Here is a 16,705-nt window from a genome sequence, read left to right as displayed (position 1 = left end):
ATTTTGTTCCAAATATATTAAAACAAAAAAACTCAGTCAAATAATGACTGAGTTTTTATGCTATTAACTAACCAAAAAACTATAAACTATGAAATTTATATGAAATCAGGAAGGAAACCACCCCTTCCTTTTTGCGAGTGCAAAGGTAGCTAACAAATCCAGTTATTTTAGCGAAAAATAAAGTTTAACACAACATTTACAAAGAAACATGTTGCTTGTCGGTTATTTTTTCACAATATGCAAAAATAATGCTTTTTTACAGCGTTCCTCGCAATTGCTGTTCTCTCTCAATTGATTCAAATAGCGCCTTAAAGTTACCCGCGCCAAAGCCTTTGGCTCCCATTCTTTGAATAATCTCAAAAAACAAGGTTGGTCGGTCTTGTACAGGCTTTGTAAATATTTGTAATAAATACCCTTCCTCATCGGCATCGACCATAATGGCAAGCTTTTCGATTTCGTTTAAATCTTCTTTCATCATTTTCATATGATCGCCCAATCGCTCCGGAATTGCCTCGTAATATGTATGTGGAGGAGCAGATAAGAATTCTATTCCTCTTTCTTTCAATTGAGATACTGTTTTGATAATATCATCCGTTGCAATAGCGATATGCTGAATTCCAGGTCCACCATAAAAGTCCAGATATTCCTCAATTTGTGATTTTTTCTTTCCTTCGGCGGGTTCGTTGATTGGGAATTTAATCCTTCCGTTCCCATTGGACATTACTTTACTCATCAACGCCGAATATTCGGTATTGATTTGTTTGTCATCAAAGGAAAGGAAATTCACAAATCCCATGACGTCTTCATAGAACTTAACCCAAGTATTCATTTCGTTCCAACCCACATTACCTACCATGTGGTCTATATATTTTAATCCTGTTGGCTCCGGATTGTAATCTGATTTCCATTCTTTGTATCCTGGCAAGAAAACACCATTGTAATTTTTTCGCTCTACAAAAATATGCACCGTTTCGCCGTAGGTATAAATACCCGAACGGACTACTTCTCCAAACTCATCTTTTTCCACTGTAGGCTCCATAAAAGAGCGCGCGCCACGTTTCATAGTTTCTTCATAAGCACTGGTTGCATCTTCTACCCAAAGTGCCGCAACTTTCACCCCGTCACCATGTTTTCTCAAATGTTCGTGTATGGGAGAATCTTGTGTTAATGGTGTGGTTAATACAATGCGGATTTTATCTTGTTTTAGCACATACGATGTTCTGTCTCTTACTCCGGTTTCTAATCCGGCATAGGCCAATGACTGGTATCCGAAAGCGGTTTTATAATAATGTGCGGATTGTTTTGCGTTTCCTACGTAGAATTCTACATAATCGGTTCCTAATAACGGAAGGAAATCTTGCGCTCCTTCAAATATTTTTTCTAGTCCGTATTCTACTGATTTTACTTCTTTTGACATGGTATTTATTTGTTTTTTGAATTGCCTCCAGATAAATCTGGAGGCAAAATATTTGTTATTGAATTGGCTTTAGCCAAATTTTAATTTTTGAATTTTTGAAACCCATATTTATCAATAAAATCATCATATTCTTCTTGAAAAGATTTTTTGTTATGATGAATTTCCTGCTTTTTTATATAATTTCTAACTTTATCAACTACAGATTCTGAAACTGACACAGCAAAATACTCATCTTGCCATTCAAATTTTTGCTCTTTTAAAATTGGTTTAAATTCTTCTTGTTTATTTATCCAAAAAGATGATTCTCCTTTTATTAACTGCATTACTTTCTGAATTGATTGATCCAATCCTAGTGAAACTAAACAATGACAATGATCCTCATAACCATTGACAAAATCTATAAATATTCCTTTTTCTCTTGCATTTTCTAAAATGTGATTCCAAACTTTTCTCCTAAATTCCTTCGTTGCTAGAAATGGCTCTCTATTTTTTGTGCTCCAAACAAAATGAATATATACTTTTATAAATGACATATTGGTTCAATTGGTTTTTTTAACGAATCCTATAATGAATGGGTTAAAACCCATTCTAGTCAACCCAAGATTTGTAATACTGACCATCATCTAATCCCATGGCTTCTTCGGTTACCATTAAGGGGCGGAACGTATCGACCATTACTGCTAATTCGTGGGTTATGGTATGGCCAATACTGCGTTCCATTGCTCCTGGTGCCGGTCCATGCGGAATGCCTTTTGGATGCAATGTAATGTGTCCTTGCTCGATATTGTTGCGGCTCATAAAATCGCCATCTACATAATACAAAACCTCATCACTGTCAATATTACTGTGATTATAAGGTGCTGGAATTGCTTTTGGATGGTAATCATACAATCGCGGACAGAACGAACAAACTACAAATGTTGCCGTTTCAAATGTTTGATGAACCGGTGGCGGCTGGTGCACGCGACCTGTTATAGGCTCAAAATTATGAATACTGAATCCATAAGGGAAATTATATCCGTCCCAACCTACTACATCAAAGGGATGCGTAGCGTAAACGAATTCATGTATCATTCCTTCTTTTTTGATTTTGATTAGAAAATCTCCTTTTTCATCGTGCGTCTCTAACTCTGTCGGCAAGATAAAGTCGCGTTCGCAAAATGGTGAATGTTCTAAATGCTGACCTGATTCGTTTTTATAGCGTTTTGGTGTGTAAAAAGGCGCGAATGATTCGACGTAGAAAAGTCTGTTTTCCGATGTTTCAAAATCAATTTGATAAATCATTCCGCGAGGAATAATTAAGTAATCGCCATATTCGAAAGGAATATTTCCCATCATGGTGCGTAATTTTCCTTTCCCTTTATGGATGAAAATCATTTCATCCGCATCAGCATTTTTATAGAAATAGTTGCGCAACGATTGTCTTGGCGCGGCCAACCCAATAGTACAATCTTTATTGACTAACATCGCTTTGCGACTGTCCAGAAAATCATCTTCGGGCTTCAAGTCAAAACCTTTTAACAACAACGATTTTATATTTTTCCCAATGGCAATTTTAGGCTCCACCGAGTAGGATTTTAGAATTTCCTTTACCTGTGTTGGTCTGTGAACGTGATATAATAATGACGAATGACCGTGAAAACCTTCTGTTCCAAAAAGCTGTTCATAGTATAAACCGCCGTTTGGCTTTTCGAATTGTGTGTGTCTCTTTTGGGGGAAGTTTCCCAATTTATGATATAAAGGCATGATTCTTTTGCTTAAAAATTAACGTTTAAAAGTTTAAAGTTTTGTCAAACTAAACTTATTTAATTAAATCAAAAAAATGCAACTTATTCAGGATTCCTCTTGATGAGAAATTGCAGATATCCTAATAAACCGCTCCAAGTTGTTTTCATGATAACAAATATCGGAATTATTATTGAATTAAATTACAATTAAAACATAAACCCAATACTAAACCAAGTGTATCCTTTTGCATTTTCCGGAGACCAGGAATATTTTATTTCTATAGGTCCAATTCTTGTTTCTAAACCATACCCTACTGCATAACCTGAGTATTTTGGGATTGAAATCCAATCTACCGTTTCGAAAATTTTATCGCCAACATTAGCAAAGTTTGCCGAAAAATTGAAATGGTTGTTCTTATAAAATTCATAATCAATCGTTCCTGTTGATTTTATATAACTGTTGGCAGCAATACTTAAATAATCATACCCATAAAAATACTTGAAGTTGTTTATAGGATTGTAACCGTAACCTCCCAAAATAAAATTAAAAAAAGAAACACTTTCATTCCCAAAGGAGAAACCGGCATCCGTATGAAATTTAACCGTAACATTTTTAAAAAGTGTTGCAGCCACTCCAAAATCTGCTTTTGCGATGGAAAAAGGCTCAAAAACCCCTGTGTAATCCGAAGACACCAAATACGATTGTATATCCCCTGAAAAATACCATCCTTTTTTTGGGAAATATTTATTATCAAAAGAATCAAATTTCATATAACCAAAAAGACTTAAGTAATTACTATTATCAATTACCGGATCAACATTGGCCAATGTTTCCGACTTTATTTTTAAATATTTTAATTCAATTCCTCCGCCAATCAAAAATTTTTGAACAAATAAAGATTGAAAATAAGCCTGATTTGTTAAATCATGAAAATCAACATTGATTGAATTTATACCCAAAGCACCTAAATCTAAACTGCTTATTTCTTTGGCTACGTTTCTATTAAATTGATTGAACTGCGATTTGAAACCAAAACTCAAATTAAATCCATTCTCTATATAATAATCTAAATTATACCTGATATTATCTCCCAAAACTATATCCAGAGAGGTTCTGTCATTTTTAAAAAATGTTTTTTTATGTGTCAGGTTAATCAAAACGGCACTCTTGAATAAATTGTCATAATGCAACCCAAATTTCAAATACGTTTTTGTAGGATTTTCTTTTAAAGTTAAGTTTAAATCATCCCCGTTTTCATTTGCGTCTAATGAATAGGATATAGCACTGAAATTCTGAGTCGCATTGATATTATTTATTCCCTTCAACAAATCATCATAACACGTTTTAGCTCCTGGTTTAAATCTTAATTTACCTATTACATATTCTTTGGTATAATTATCCAATTCATTGCTATTGATGTCTATAATCTGCAAGCTGTCTGTTGTTAATTTTAGATTCGGCTTCTTATACGGGTTAGATTCATCGGCAAGTAATTTTATTTTTTCATAAACTGAGAATGTGGCTTCTTCCCCTTTTCTAATGATTTCCTTTCCTTTGTCGAAGGACACAACTCCGTAATTTTTGACATCCGGCCTTATATAGACCTCCGTTTCTTTTACATTTTTTTTCATCCTTTCAATGGATTGAAGATTTGTAATTTGGACCAAGATTCTCGTGGCATCTTTAAGCTGGCTCCTATCTAACAAATCATTTTGAACATCAACACCTATTATAATATCCGCGCCTAATTTCCGTACTTCCTCTATTGGATAGTTATTAACGACACCTCCATCCACAAGCACCCTTCCGTCAATTTCCACAGGAGAAAACAAAGACGGAAATGCGGAGCTGGCAATCATAGCCTGTGCCAGATTTCCTTTGTTCAACAGCACTTCTTTTCCGGTTTCTATATCAGTTCCAATACATAAAAAAGGAATTGGAAGCTGATTAAAATCTTTAATATGCCTAACGTTTCTGGTAATTCTGTTTAACAAATTATAATTATACATCCCTTTTGACAACGCTTCCGGAATGCCTATTTTGAGTTTACTAAACGGTAAAACGAGCGCGTACAATTCATCGTTTCTTTTTTCGTAAAAATTTTTGGAAGATCTTGGAATAAAATCGTTTAATAGTTCGTCAAAATTAGTTGCATGAAAAATAGAATCAATCTGACTTGCGTTATATCCTGAAGCATAAAGACCGCCAATAACCGCTCCCATACTGGTTCCGCCAATGTAATCAATCTTGATTCCCGCTTCTTCCAATACTTTCAAAACTCCAATATGCGCAAATCCTTTTGCACCGCCGCCACTTAAAACTAAACCAATTTTTGGTTTCTTTTGCTCTTGCGAAGACACAGTCAGACTTGCAAAAACAATGAATAATAGAATGAGTTTCTTCATAAGGTGCAATTTGGTAGTAATAAAATTTGGCGCGATCAGGCATCATTTGCCCAAAATTCAATAATCTAAATTAATCATTCATTAGCAGCCTTGTAAAATTCGATAATTTTTTTGGCTTTAGACATACCTATAACGTCTGAAATTTCTTTTTCTGTGGCTAATTTCAATCTTTTAACACTTTTAAAATGTTGAATTAAAGCCAGCATCGTTTTTTCTCCAATACCGGGAATACTTTCTATCGAAGAATTTAGTGCCGCTTTACTCCTTTTATCTCTATGATGTGTGATCCCAAAACGATGCGCCTCGTTGCGCAATTGCTGGATTATCTTCAAGGTTTCCGATCTTTTATCCAGATACAAAGGAATGGAATCACCCGGATAAAATAACTCTTCCAGCCTCTTGGCAATACCGATTATCGTAATTTTTCCTCGCAAACCCAATTCATCGATACTTTTTAATGCCGAGGATAATTGTCCTTTCCCTCCGTCAATGATAATTAATTGTGGCAAAGGCTCGTTTTCATCTAATAATCTTTTGTAACGGCGATAAACCACTTCGGTCATCGAAGCAAAATCATCCGGTCCTTCGACAGTTTTTATATTAAAATGGCGATAGTCTTTCTTGCTTGGCTTTCCGTCCTTGAAAACCACACAGGCCGCAACAGGGTTAGTTCCTTGAATGTTTGAGTTATCAAAACATTCGATATGTCTTGGCTCCACCGGCAATCGCAAGTCTTTTTGCATTTGCGCCATAATCCTTTTGGTATGTCGGTCAGGATCTACAATTTGCAATTGTTTCAGTTGTTCGATTCGGTAAAACTTAGCATTCCGAATCGACAAATCCAATATTTGCTTTTTGTCTCCCAATTGTGGAACCGTAATTTTTATGTTTTCACCCAAATCAACGTGAAACGGAACGATAACTTCTCGAGACAACAATTGAAAGCGCTCTCTCAATTCGACAATTGCCAATTCTAGCAATTCTTCATCCGTCTCGTCGAGTTTCTTTTTGATTTCCATCGTGTGCGAACGAATAATCGAACCGTGAGAAATTTGTAAAAAGTTAACATAGGCCGCGCTTTCATCCGAAACAATCGAGAACACATCAATATTCGTGATTTTAGGATTTACAATTGTGGAACGTGATTGGTAGTTTTCCAGAACTTCTATTTTCTCTTTGATTTTTTGGGCTTCTTCAAAATGCATATCAGCGGCCAAATTGGTCATGACGCGCTTAAAATCCTTCATACTTTCTTTGAAATTTCCTTTTAGGATTTCACGAATCGCGTCAACTTGTTTTTGGTAATTTTCTAACGTTTCATGACCTTCACAAGGCCCCATGCAATTGCCAATATGATATTCGAGACAGACCTTGAATTTCCCACTGTCAATATTGCTTTTACTCAAATCAAAGTTGCAGGTTCGGAGTGGGTACAATTCTTTAATCAGTTCTAAAATAGTATTCACGGTTTTGAAACTGGTATAAGGCCCAAAATATTCCGACCCGTCTTTGACCATTCTTCGAGTCGCAAAAATGCGCGAAAAAGGTTCTTTCTTTATGCACAACCACGGATAACTTTTATCATCTCGCAACAATACGTTGTAGCGCGGCAGCAATGTTTTTATCAGGTTATTTTCTAATAACAGCGCATCGGTTTCAGTAGGAACCACAATGTGTTTTATGGTGACAATTTTTTTTACGAGCACATTAGTTTTGGCCGTATCATGAATTTTATTAAAATAAGAAGAAACTCTTTTTTTAATGTTTTTGGCTTTGCCCACATACAGAATTTTCCCTTCCTTATCATAATATTGATATACGCCGGGACCGTCTGGTAAGGTTTGGATTTGTAAGGCTAAAGTTATTGGATTCATGTAACAAAGTTAATCTCAAAAATCACGAAATACAAATCAATACTCTTGAAATCTTTCCTGCGAAATTTTTATCAGAATTTTAGTTTCTAATTCGTTATTATCGTTATTTTTATGGTTTCAAGAACCTATGATAAAAACCAATACCACACCAATCGTAATTTTCGGCGAAAGCATTGTTCCCGGCGAAAGCAAAACCATCAATGTCGAAATTGCCCGATTACACACCACCACAAAACTAAACATCCCCGTTATTGTAAGACGCTCTAAAATTGATGGCCCAGTCGTGCTTTTCTCCGCAGGAATTCATGGAGATGAAATTAACGGTGTCGAAATCGTTAGGCAATTGATAAGCAAAAAAATAAACAGACCAAAAAAAGGCACAATCATTTGTATTCCTATCATAAACGTATATGGATTTGTCAATAAATCCAGGGAATTTCCTGATGGCCGGGATTTAAACAGGGTTTTTCCGGGCAGCAAAACGGGTTCTTTAGCCAGTAGATTTGCCTTTCATATTTTAACGGAGATAATGCCAATTGTACAATATGCCGTTGATTTCCATGCTGGTGGCGCCAGTCGTTTTAATGCGCCACAAATTCGTCTTACCCAGAACAATGAACAATTAAAAATATTAGCCGATGTTTTTAATGCTCCGTTTACGTTGTATTCCAAAAACATTTCAGGTTCTTTCCGAAGTTCCAGTGAAAAAATGAATGTAAAAATGCTGCTTTTCGAGGGCGGTAAATCACTTGACATTAATAATTTTGTTGCTGACGAAGGAGTTAATGGTGCAAAACGCCTGTTGTCTCATCTTGGTATGTTAGATCCAAAACATATCGTTATCAAACCAAAATCGCCTTCAATCTATATTGAAAAATCGGGTTGGATAAGAGCCAAATGTTCCGGATTGTTGCACGATTATAATACTATTGGTAATTTTGTACAAAAGGGAACAATTCTAGCAACTATAACAGATCCGTATGGAAAGTTTGAGCGAAAAGTTAAAGCGCCAAATGATGGTTACGTGATCAACGCCAATCATTCCCCTATTGTTTACGAAGGCGATGCTATTTATCACATGTCAAACACTAATGAAGAGGATGAAGAATAAAACAGAATTACGGCAAAAATACAAAGCCTTACGAAATTCACTTTCTGAAAATGAAATAGAAGAAATGAGTTTGTCTATTGCCAATAAAATACTGGCACTTCCTATTTGGGAGAGAACCTATTTCCATATTTTTCTTCCTATTACGGAACATAAGGAAATCAATACCGAATTTATTCTGCACATATTGTCCGGAAAAGACAAAGAAATAGTTGTTTCCAAATGCGATTTTAAAACGTGTAATTTGGTTCATTTTCTTTTGACGGACAACACCAAAATCAAGAAAAACGAATACAATATTCCAGAACCTATAGATGGAATTGAAGTTCCTTCACATAAAATTGATGTGGTTTTTGTACCGCTTTTGGCTTTCGACATAAAAGGACATCGCGTGGGTTACGGGAAAGGATTTTATGATAAATTTTTATCCGAATGCAAACCGGATGTAATCAAAATTGGACTTTCTTTCTTTGAACCAGAAAAATTGATTACCGATATTTTTGAAGGCGATGTAAAATTGGATTATTGTGTGACTCCAAATTCTATTTACTCTTTTTAATTTTGAATTTGTGCTTTTGCAACTGATAAAATCTAACGCTTAATCTTCATTACTAAATAAAAAATACCCATTTGTAGGTATTTGAACAGATTTAAAGTTTCTATACTTTTGAAAAGTAAAAAAACTTAAGCTATGAAAAGTAAAATCTCACAAAAAAAAATTTGGATTATTTCCCTAATTTCAATTTTCTGTTTTTCTTCTTGCGAAGAAATAGATAGTCTGAATAAAGATATTGATGCTGCAATTGATGACATGTTAGGAATTACGGCGCTTTCGGAAGACTTAAATAAAACAAGTAGCAATTATAATATTATAACTGATATTGTGATTAACAACAAACTTGTTTCAAGCTCTGAAACCAAGATGACATTGCCTACAAGCGTTTCTGTATCTTATACTAAGAAAAGATACACATTAACTGGCAGTAGATGGGATATAGTTACCAATTCATATTCTGGTACTATTTCTAAATCCATGTTTAATAAAACATCAAACATAGTAAAAATAGTTGTGCAGAATAATACTCCAAGTCTCTCTGTTAATAACGTAGCTGTATCTATTGGTAGTGGTACCGGTGGAACTGGCGGCACAGGCGGATCTGGTACAACTACAGGAGAAACTAAATTAATTGATGTAGATGTAACTGGAAGTGCCTATCAGCTAAAAGTTGTACCATTTACAGTCCCTTCAGGTGTTAAGAGTATGACAGTTAAAACAAATGAACCTACAAACAATTATCGAAATTTGGCAGATTTATTTGTAAGAAGAGGTGCTGCGCCTATCGTAGCTGGTCCCAAACCACCCACTTACCTACCTAAATATACTTGGACTGCCGATTACATAAGCCATACGCCAAACCGGGAAATTAAAAGTTGTACCATTCTTAATCCTCCATCAGGAACTTGGTATGCTGGTCTTTATGGCTTCAACTCTGATTTCCAATCGCGTTTAACTGTAACTATCACAAAATAAAAACCATACTTATAAAGTAGGGGATAATGTAGCAACTTTATGAAACATAAAAAAACCTCGCAAATAGCGAGGTTTTTTATTTCTTGACTTGTTTTACCTGCTCTCGTTTGTAAGCCGATTTGTAAATTCGTTTTATCGTAACGAGAGAAATTCATGTATATCTGAGCAGTTCTGGCAGTCATGACAGATCCTTACAGAAAGTTTGAGCACAAAGTTAAAGCACCAAAGACTGTTACATAATAAATGTGAATCATACCCCTATTGTTTACGAAGCCTATGTAAAAGTGGATAATTGTGTGACACCGAATGAAATTCACTGTTTTTAATTTTGATTTTGTATTTTCGCAGCAGATACAATCTAATTAAGTTATGAGAACATTTAAAAATTCAAGATTTGCCGTAAGCGTTATGGTTATTCTATTTGCAGTTTCATTTTCAAACTGTAGCATTCACACCGGAACCAGCAGATCTACCTATAAAGCTAAGAAACTCCCACCGGGTCAAGCTAAAAAAATATATGGAGGGAAAAGTGCTAAACGCTACGCACCAGGACAAAATAAAAATTAATAAAAGTAAAAGACCTATTCAAATCATGAAATAGGTCTTTTTTTATTTTGTGAGAGCTTTCAATCTAATGATGATGATGAAATGCTTTTTTATTGAAAAAAATCAAAATTCCAACTCCTGTAGAAATCGCCATATCAGCAACGTTGAAAATAGCATTGAAAAAAGTAAACTCTTTTCCGCCCCAAACTGGTAACCAACTTGGCAGATTTCCATGCCAAAAAGGAAAATAAAACATATCAACTACTTTTCCGTGAAACCATGTTCCATAAGGTTGATCTGAAAATAAAGTAGCTAATTGTTGGTGACTGTCATCAAAAACAACTCCGTAAAAAACAGAATCGATAATGTTCCCGAAAGCTCCAACAAGAATTAATGAAATCGCAACAATTAAATAATCTGAACTCTTTTTTTTGACTGAATCCCACAACCAATATCCAATACCACCAACAGCTGCAATTCTAAAAAGAGTTAAAAATAATTTTCCATGAGCTCCAGGAATTTGAACTCCCCAAGCCATTCCCTCATTTTCAATGAACAGGATTTTGAACCATTTAAATACTTCAACTTCTTCTCCTAAAATAAAATTAGTTTTAATATAAATTTTAGAAACTTGATCAACAAGTAATAAGATAAAAATAAGGAGATACGCTTTTCGTAATGACATTTTATAAATTTTAATGGCGCAAAAATAACAATTTAATCAAAAAAAACGCTCCCAACGGAGCGTTAAATATTGTTTAACAGGAGGTTTATCGTTGCAAGTTCTTTGCTTCGATACTCATTGTTGCATGAGGAACGATTTTTAATCTTTCTTTCCCAATTAATTTGCCTGTAACTTTACAAACTCCGTATGTTTTATTTTCTACACGGAAGAGTGCATTTTTCAAATCACGAATAAACTTCTCCTGACGTATCGCCAGTTGAGAGTTAGCTTCTTTAGACATCGTTTCGCTTCCTTCTTCAAAAGCTTTAAATGTTGGAGAAGTATCGTCAGTTCCGTTATTTAAATCATTCATATAGGCACTTTTTATCAAATCTAAATCTGCTTGTGCTTTATGAATTTTGCTAAGGATTATCTCTTTGAACTCTGCTAAATCAGCTTCTGAGTATTTTGTAGCTTCATTTACCATTTTTGTATTATTTTGAAATTAATATCATTGTTTTTATATCGTCAAATTCAATTTCTGTACCGTTTTCTATTTCGTCTACAAAAACCAAATCGCTAGTTAATGTTTCCGATTTTATATACGCTTCGTTTTTAAGAATCGCCTCTTCTAGAATTCCATTTCTTTTCAATTGAACTTTAATTTTATCGGTAACTTCAAATCCTGAATCTTTACGGATATTCTGAATTCTGTTTACCAATTCTCTGGAAATTCCTTCTTGTTTTAATTCTTCAGAAATTGTTATGTCAAGCGCAACCGTTATTCCGTTAGAGTTGGCTACTAACCAACCTTCAATATCCTGTGATGTTATCTCTACATCTTCTAGAGTTAAAATTACGTCATTTCCTGCAATAACAATATTTAGACTTCCGTCCTTGTCCAATTGACTGATTTGCTCTTTTGAAAACCCTTGTATTTCCTTAGAAATCAAGCCCATATCCTTTCCAAAACGTGGCCCGAGCACCTTAAAATTAGGCTTAATTTGTTTCACCAAAACACCGGAAGCATCGTCCAAAAGTACGATTTCTTTCACGTTTACCTCTGCTTTTATAAGGTCAGAAACAGCTTCAATTTCAGCCCTTTGATTGTCGTCAAGTACTGGAATCATTACCTTTTGCAACGGTTGGCGTACCTTTATCATTTCCTTTTTTCGGAGTGATAAAACCAATGATGAAATGGTCTGTGCTTTCTGCATTTTACTCTCTAACATTTTATTAACATAGTTTTCAACCGAAATTGGAAACTCCGCCAAATGTACACTGTCATATTTTTCCGACTGTGTTGCTAAAGTTAAGTCTCTGTAAAGTTTGTCCATAAAGAAAGGAGCAATAGGCGCGCCTAGTTTACTTATAGTTAACAAACACGTATATAAGGTCTGATACGCAGCGATTTTGTCCTGTGCATATTCCCCTTTCCAGAAACGTCTTCTGCACAAACGAACGTACCAGTTACTTAAGTTTTCCTGTACAAATTCTGAGATTGCACGAGCTGCTTTCGTTGGTTCATAATCCGCATAAAAACTATCCACTTCTTTTATCAAAGTGTTCAATTCTGACATGATCCATTGGTCAATTTCCGGTCTTTCCTTTAATGGTATCTCCGCTTCTTCAAATTTGAAACCGTCAATATTCGCATATAAACTAAAGAACGAATACGTGTTGTATAATGTTCCAAAGAATTTTCTGCGTACCTCAGCGATTCCTTCTAAGTCAAATTTCAGGTTGTCCCAAGGATTCGCATTCGAAATCATATACCAACGCGTGGCATCAGGGCCGTATTCTTTTAATGTTTCGAATGGATCTGCTGCATTCCCTAAACGTTTGGACATTTTTTGTCCATTTTTGTCTAAAACCAATCCGTTAGAAACTACATTTTTGTACGCTACTTTATCGAAAACTAATGTTCCAATAGCGTGCAAGGTATAAAACCAACCACGCGTTTGATCGACTCCTTCGGCAATGAAATCCGCTGGAAAATCTTTATTTTGGTCAATTTTATCTTTGTTTTCAAAAGGATAATGCCATTGCGCATACGGCATGGAACCCGAATCAAACCAAACGTCAATCAAATCAGCTTCCCGTTTCATCGGTTTTCCCGAAGCAGAAACCAAAGTAATTTCATCAACTACATTTTTATGTAAATCAACTAAATCATAATTGGCTTCCCCCATATTTCCAATTTCGAACCCTTTGAAAGGATTTTCTTTTTGGAAACCTGCAGCGATAGATTTTTCAATTTCGTTGTATAATTCTTCTACAGAACCAATTAGAATCTCTTCCGTTCCTTCCTCAGTTCTCCAGATTGGCAATGGAATTCCCCAATAACGAGAACGTGATAAATTCCAGTCGTTGGCGTTTTTTAACCAATTTCCGAAACGGCCTTCTCCGGTAGCTTTTGGCTTCCAATTAATCGTCTCGTTTAAGTCAAACATTCTGTCTCTAACCTCCGTAATTTTTATGAACCAGGAATCTAAAGGATAATATAAAATAGGCTTGTCGGTTCTCCAGCAATGCGGATAACTGTGTACGTATTTCTCAACTTTGAACGCTTTGTTTTCTTCTTTTAATCGAATGGCGATTTCAACATCTACAGAACGTTCCGGCGCTTCCCCATCGTTATAATATTCGTTTTTCACGTATTTGCCGGCATATTCACCCATGTCAGAAGTGAATTTTCCCTGTAAATCTACTAACGGAACCGGAGTTCCATTTTCATCCAAAATTAACATTGGCGGAACTTCAGGAGTTGCTTCTTTGGCAACTTTTGCATCATCAGCACCAAATGTTGGCGCCGTATGCACAATTCCTGTTCCGTCTTCGGTGGTTACAAAATCTCCCGAAATTACTCTAAAAGCATTTTCCGGATTTTGGTATGGCAGAACAAATGGCAATAATTGCTCGTAACGTATATCAACCAAATCCGAACCTTTACATTCAGCCAAAACCTGATACGGAATTTTCTTATCGCCTTCTTTGAAATTTTCAAAATCAGCTGGTTCAGCACTTTCGAAGAAACCTTTTCCGAATTGTTTTCCAACTAAATTCTTAGCCAAAATCAATGTTGCCGGACGGAAAGTATATTGATTAAATGTTTTTACTAATGCGTAATCGATTTTTGGACCTACAGTCAAGGCAGTATTACTTGGCAATGTCCAAGGAGTTGTTGTCCAAGCCAAGAAATAGATTTCGTCTAAATCTAACGCTTCTAGCTTGTAATGCTGTAAATTTTTTGAAGTGATATAATCATAAAACCTAGAGAACAACAATTCTTTGTGTGCATCAATCACTTTAAACTGTGCCACAACCGTCGTGTCCGTTACATCTCTATAACTTCCCGGCTGGTTCACTTCATGAGAAGACAATCCTGTTCCTGCTTTTGGAGAATACGGTTGGATTGTGTAGCCTTTGTACATCAAATCCTTGTTGTAGATTTGTTTCAAAATCCACCAAACCGTTTCCATATATTTAGACTTATACGTCACATATGGATCTTCCATATCAACCCAATACCCCATTTTTTCGGTCAAATCATTCCATACGTCTGTATAACGCATCACGGTTTTTTTACACGCTTCGTTATATTCTTCGATGGAAATGGTTTTTCCAATATCTTCTTTGGTAATGCCTAATTCTTTTTCGGTACCTAATTCCACAGGCAAACCATGAGTATCCCAGCCCGCTTTACGCTTTACCTGGAACCCTTTTTGAGTTTTATATCTGCAAAAAATATCCTTAATCGCACGCGCCATTACGTGGTGAATTCCAGGCAATCCATTTGCCGAAGGAGGACCTTCAAAAAACACGAATGGTGGGTTTCCTTCACGAGTGGTTACACTTTTCTCAAATATATTTTCTTTCTTCCAAAAATCAAGTACTTCTGACGCTACCGTTGGTAAGTCAAGTCCTTTGTATTCAGTAAATTTTGTGCTCATTTTATCCTTTTCTAAATCGAAGTGCGAAAGTAATAAATAGTTATGAGTTATGAGTTATGAGTTATGAGTTTTTGTGTTAGCGAGCGTATTGAAACCCTCTTATGGAGTTTGTGCAGAATAAAATTAAAGTGAATCGCACAAACCAAGTAAAATGACAGTAAAAGCTTGTTTAAGTCCAAATTAATTTTCTTAAGAAAGATTTCTATTTTGATTAATAAAAAAAGTATCCTGAATTTTAGATCCAGGATACTTTTTTATAAAACTTACATTTAGTTATCGTTACAAAATCAAGATTTATTTAAGTGCTTTTTTTAATTCAGAAGCTGCTTGTAACAAAGCTGATTTAGTTCCGGGAATTGTACTTAATGCATTTAACAAACCCCAATCGTGAATCATTCCATTATAACGAGTTGCAGTAACTTTTACTCCTGCTTCATCTAATTTACGGGCATAAGCCTCCCCTTCATCTCTTAAAATATCATTTTGCGCAGTTAATACCAATGCTGGCGGTAATCCTTTCAGCTGACTGCTTGTAGCCTGCAAAGGTGAGGCGTAAATTTTTTTACGTTGTTTCGGGTCAGTTGTATAATTATCCCACATCCACATCATTAAATTTTTAGTCAGAAAACGATCTTTGGCAAACAAGTTATAGGATTCAGTTTCAAAATTAGCATCGGTAACTGGCCAAAATAAAACCTGCAATTTAATGTTTGGTCCTTTTTTTTCTTTAGCCATCAATGCAACAACGGTAGCCATGTTTCCTCCAACGCTGTTTCCCGCAACTGCCATTCGTTTCCCATCAACTCCAATTTCTTCCCCATGATCAGCTACCCATTTTGTAGCATTATAGGCTTGGTTGATCGCAACCGGGTAATGCGCTTCGGGAGACGGCGAATAGTTAACAAAAACCGCTGCCACACCCGATTCTACGACTAAATCTCTAACCATTCGTTGGTGAGTAGGAAAATCTCCAAGAACCCAGCCTCCACCATGAAAGAACATAAATACTGGCAATATGCCTTTTGCATTTTCAGGTTTGACGATGTTTAATTTAATGTTTTGTCCATCGGTAGCAATCATTTTCTCTGTAATAATTATACCTGACATATCAACTTTCACAGCTGATTGTGCGTCACTCAGTACGGCCCTGCCTTCTTTAGGCGGCAATTGTTCTATAGGCTTGCCAGTTCCTGAATTAAGAACATTCAAAAAACCTCTGATATTGCTTTCGATGTTTGGATCTTGTGAAGCATCTTTTGTTTGTGCAGACGCCTCACTAGAAAAAGCAATTGCTAACAATAATGTTCCTGCTTTTTTTAATTTTGATTTCATTTTATGTATTTTAAATTTAATGATAGAAATACAATCTCCAGATAAATTCAATAGAATAAAAAGTTCAAGATTTTTTGTCCTAATAAATTATTTTTTGAGATATAGCGTTTTAAAATTTAGCTGACAATATATTTGTAGGATTACCAA

Annotated in this window: 13 protein-coding genes; 4 read left to right on the top strand and 9 right to left on the bottom strand. The window is 35.4% G+C overall.

The window, feature by feature from the left end; all coding sequences use genetic code 11:
* Window positions 1-256 precede the first annotated feature (256 nt).
* From hppD to uvrC, 5 genes are all read right to left on the bottom strand, one after another.
* Window positions 257-1,417 carry a 4-hydroxyphenylpyruvate dioxygenase gene (gene hppD / locus E0I61_RS02900; protein WP_132069286.1) on the bottom strand — a complete coding sequence of 387 codons (1,161 nt, stop codon included), beginning with the start codon at window positions 1,415-1,417 and terminating at the stop codon, window positions 257-259.
* Window positions 1,418-1,497: 80 nt separating this feature from the next.
* Window positions 1,498-1,950, bottom strand: a complete 453-nt coding sequence (tnpA, locus tag E0I61_RS02895; protein ID WP_132069284.1) for an IS200/IS605 family transposase — start codon at window positions 1,948-1,950, stop codon at window positions 1,498-1,500.
* Window positions 1,951-2,005: 55 nt separating this feature from the next.
* On the bottom strand, window positions 2,006-3,163 hold the full coding sequence (locus tag E0I61_RS02890; protein WP_132069281.1) for a homogentisate 1,2-dioxygenase: 1,158 nt from the start codon (window positions 3,161-3,163) through the stop codon (window positions 2,006-2,008).
* A gap of 188 nt (window positions 3,164-3,351) precedes the next feature.
* Window positions 3,352-5,550, bottom strand: a complete 2,199-nt coding sequence (locus tag E0I61_RS02885; RefSeq protein WP_132069279.1) for a patatin-like phospholipase family protein — start codon at window positions 5,548-5,550, stop codon at window positions 3,352-3,354.
* Between the two features lie 74 nt (window positions 5,551-5,624).
* Window positions 5,625-7,424, bottom strand: a complete 1,800-nt coding sequence (gene uvrC / locus E0I61_RS02880; protein ID WP_132069278.1) for an excinuclease ABC subunit UvrC — start codon at window positions 7,422-7,424, stop codon at window positions 5,625-5,627.
* A gap of 127 nt (window positions 7,425-7,551) precedes the next feature.
* Between uvrC and E0I61_RS02875 the strand changes: the two genes are divergently transcribed.
* The 4 genes from E0I61_RS02875 to E0I61_RS02860 all read left to right on the top strand — a co-directional run bounded on the left by E0I61_RS02875 (window position 7,552) and on the right by E0I61_RS02860 (window position 10,630).
* Window positions 7,552-8,535 (top strand): succinylglutamate desuccinylase/aspartoacylase family protein, encoded by a 984-nt coding sequence (locus E0I61_RS02875; RefSeq protein WP_131990560.1) that lies wholly within the window; start codon window positions 7,552-7,554, stop codon window positions 8,533-8,535.
* The gene (locus E0I61_RS02870) at window positions 8,525-9,091 is read left to right on the top strand and encodes a 5-formyltetrahydrofolate cyclo-ligase (RefSeq protein ID WP_132069276.1); all 567 of its coding nucleotides are present in this window, start codon (window positions 8,525-8,527) and stop codon (window positions 9,089-9,091) included. Before E0I61_RS02875 ends, E0I61_RS02870 begins: the two co-directional genes overlap by 11 nt.
* A gap of 132 nt (window positions 9,092-9,223) precedes the next feature.
* Entirely contained in the window at window positions 9,224-10,063 is an 840-nt protein-coding gene (locus E0I61_RS02865) for a hypothetical protein (protein WP_132069274.1), read from the top strand.
* A 369-nt stretch (window positions 10,064-10,432) separates the two neighbouring features.
* Window positions 10,433-10,630, top strand: a complete 198-nt coding sequence (locus tag E0I61_RS02860; protein WP_131990566.1) for a hypothetical protein — start codon at window positions 10,433-10,435, stop codon at window positions 10,628-10,630.
* A 64-nt stretch (window positions 10,631-10,694) separates the two neighbouring features.
* Here the strand turns inward: E0I61_RS02860 and E0I61_RS02855 are convergent, their stop codons facing one another.
* From E0I61_RS02855 to E0I61_RS02840, 4 genes are all read right to left on the bottom strand, one after another.
* Window positions 10,695-11,294 carry a lipoprotein signal peptidase gene (locus tag E0I61_RS02855; RefSeq protein WP_132069272.1) on the bottom strand — a complete coding sequence of 200 codons (600 nt, stop codon included), beginning with the start codon at window positions 11,292-11,294 and terminating at the stop codon, window positions 10,695-10,697.
* Window positions 11,295-11,379: 85 nt separating this feature from the next.
* The gene (locus E0I61_RS02850) at window positions 11,380-11,760 is read right to left on the bottom strand and encodes a TraR/DksA family transcriptional regulator (RefSeq protein ID WP_131990570.1); all 381 of its coding nucleotides are present in this window, start codon (window positions 11,758-11,760) and stop codon (window positions 11,380-11,382) included.
* Between the two features lie 7 nt (window positions 11,761-11,767).
* Complete coding sequence (ileS, locus tag E0I61_RS02845) at window positions 11,768-15,226, bottom strand: isoleucine--tRNA ligase (RefSeq protein WP_132069269.1); 3,459 nt, start codon at window positions 15,224-15,226, stop codon at window positions 11,768-11,770.
* Between the two features lie 294 nt (window positions 15,227-15,520).
* Window positions 15,521-16,558 carry an alpha/beta hydrolase gene (locus tag E0I61_RS02840; protein ID WP_132069267.1) on the bottom strand — a complete coding sequence of 346 codons (1,038 nt, stop codon included), beginning with the start codon at window positions 16,556-16,558 and terminating at the stop codon, window positions 15,521-15,523.
* Window positions 16,559-16,705: the final 147 nt, after the last annotated feature.

The sequence above is a fragment of the Flavobacterium ranwuense genome, assembly GCF_004349315.1.
Taxonomy (GTDB): Bacteria; Bacteroidota; Bacteroidia; order Flavobacteriales; family Flavobacteriaceae; genus Flavobacterium; species Flavobacterium ranwuense.
The sequence above is the reverse complement of the archived record's forward strand: the minus strand, read 5'-3'. Positions and strand labels throughout refer to the sequence as shown.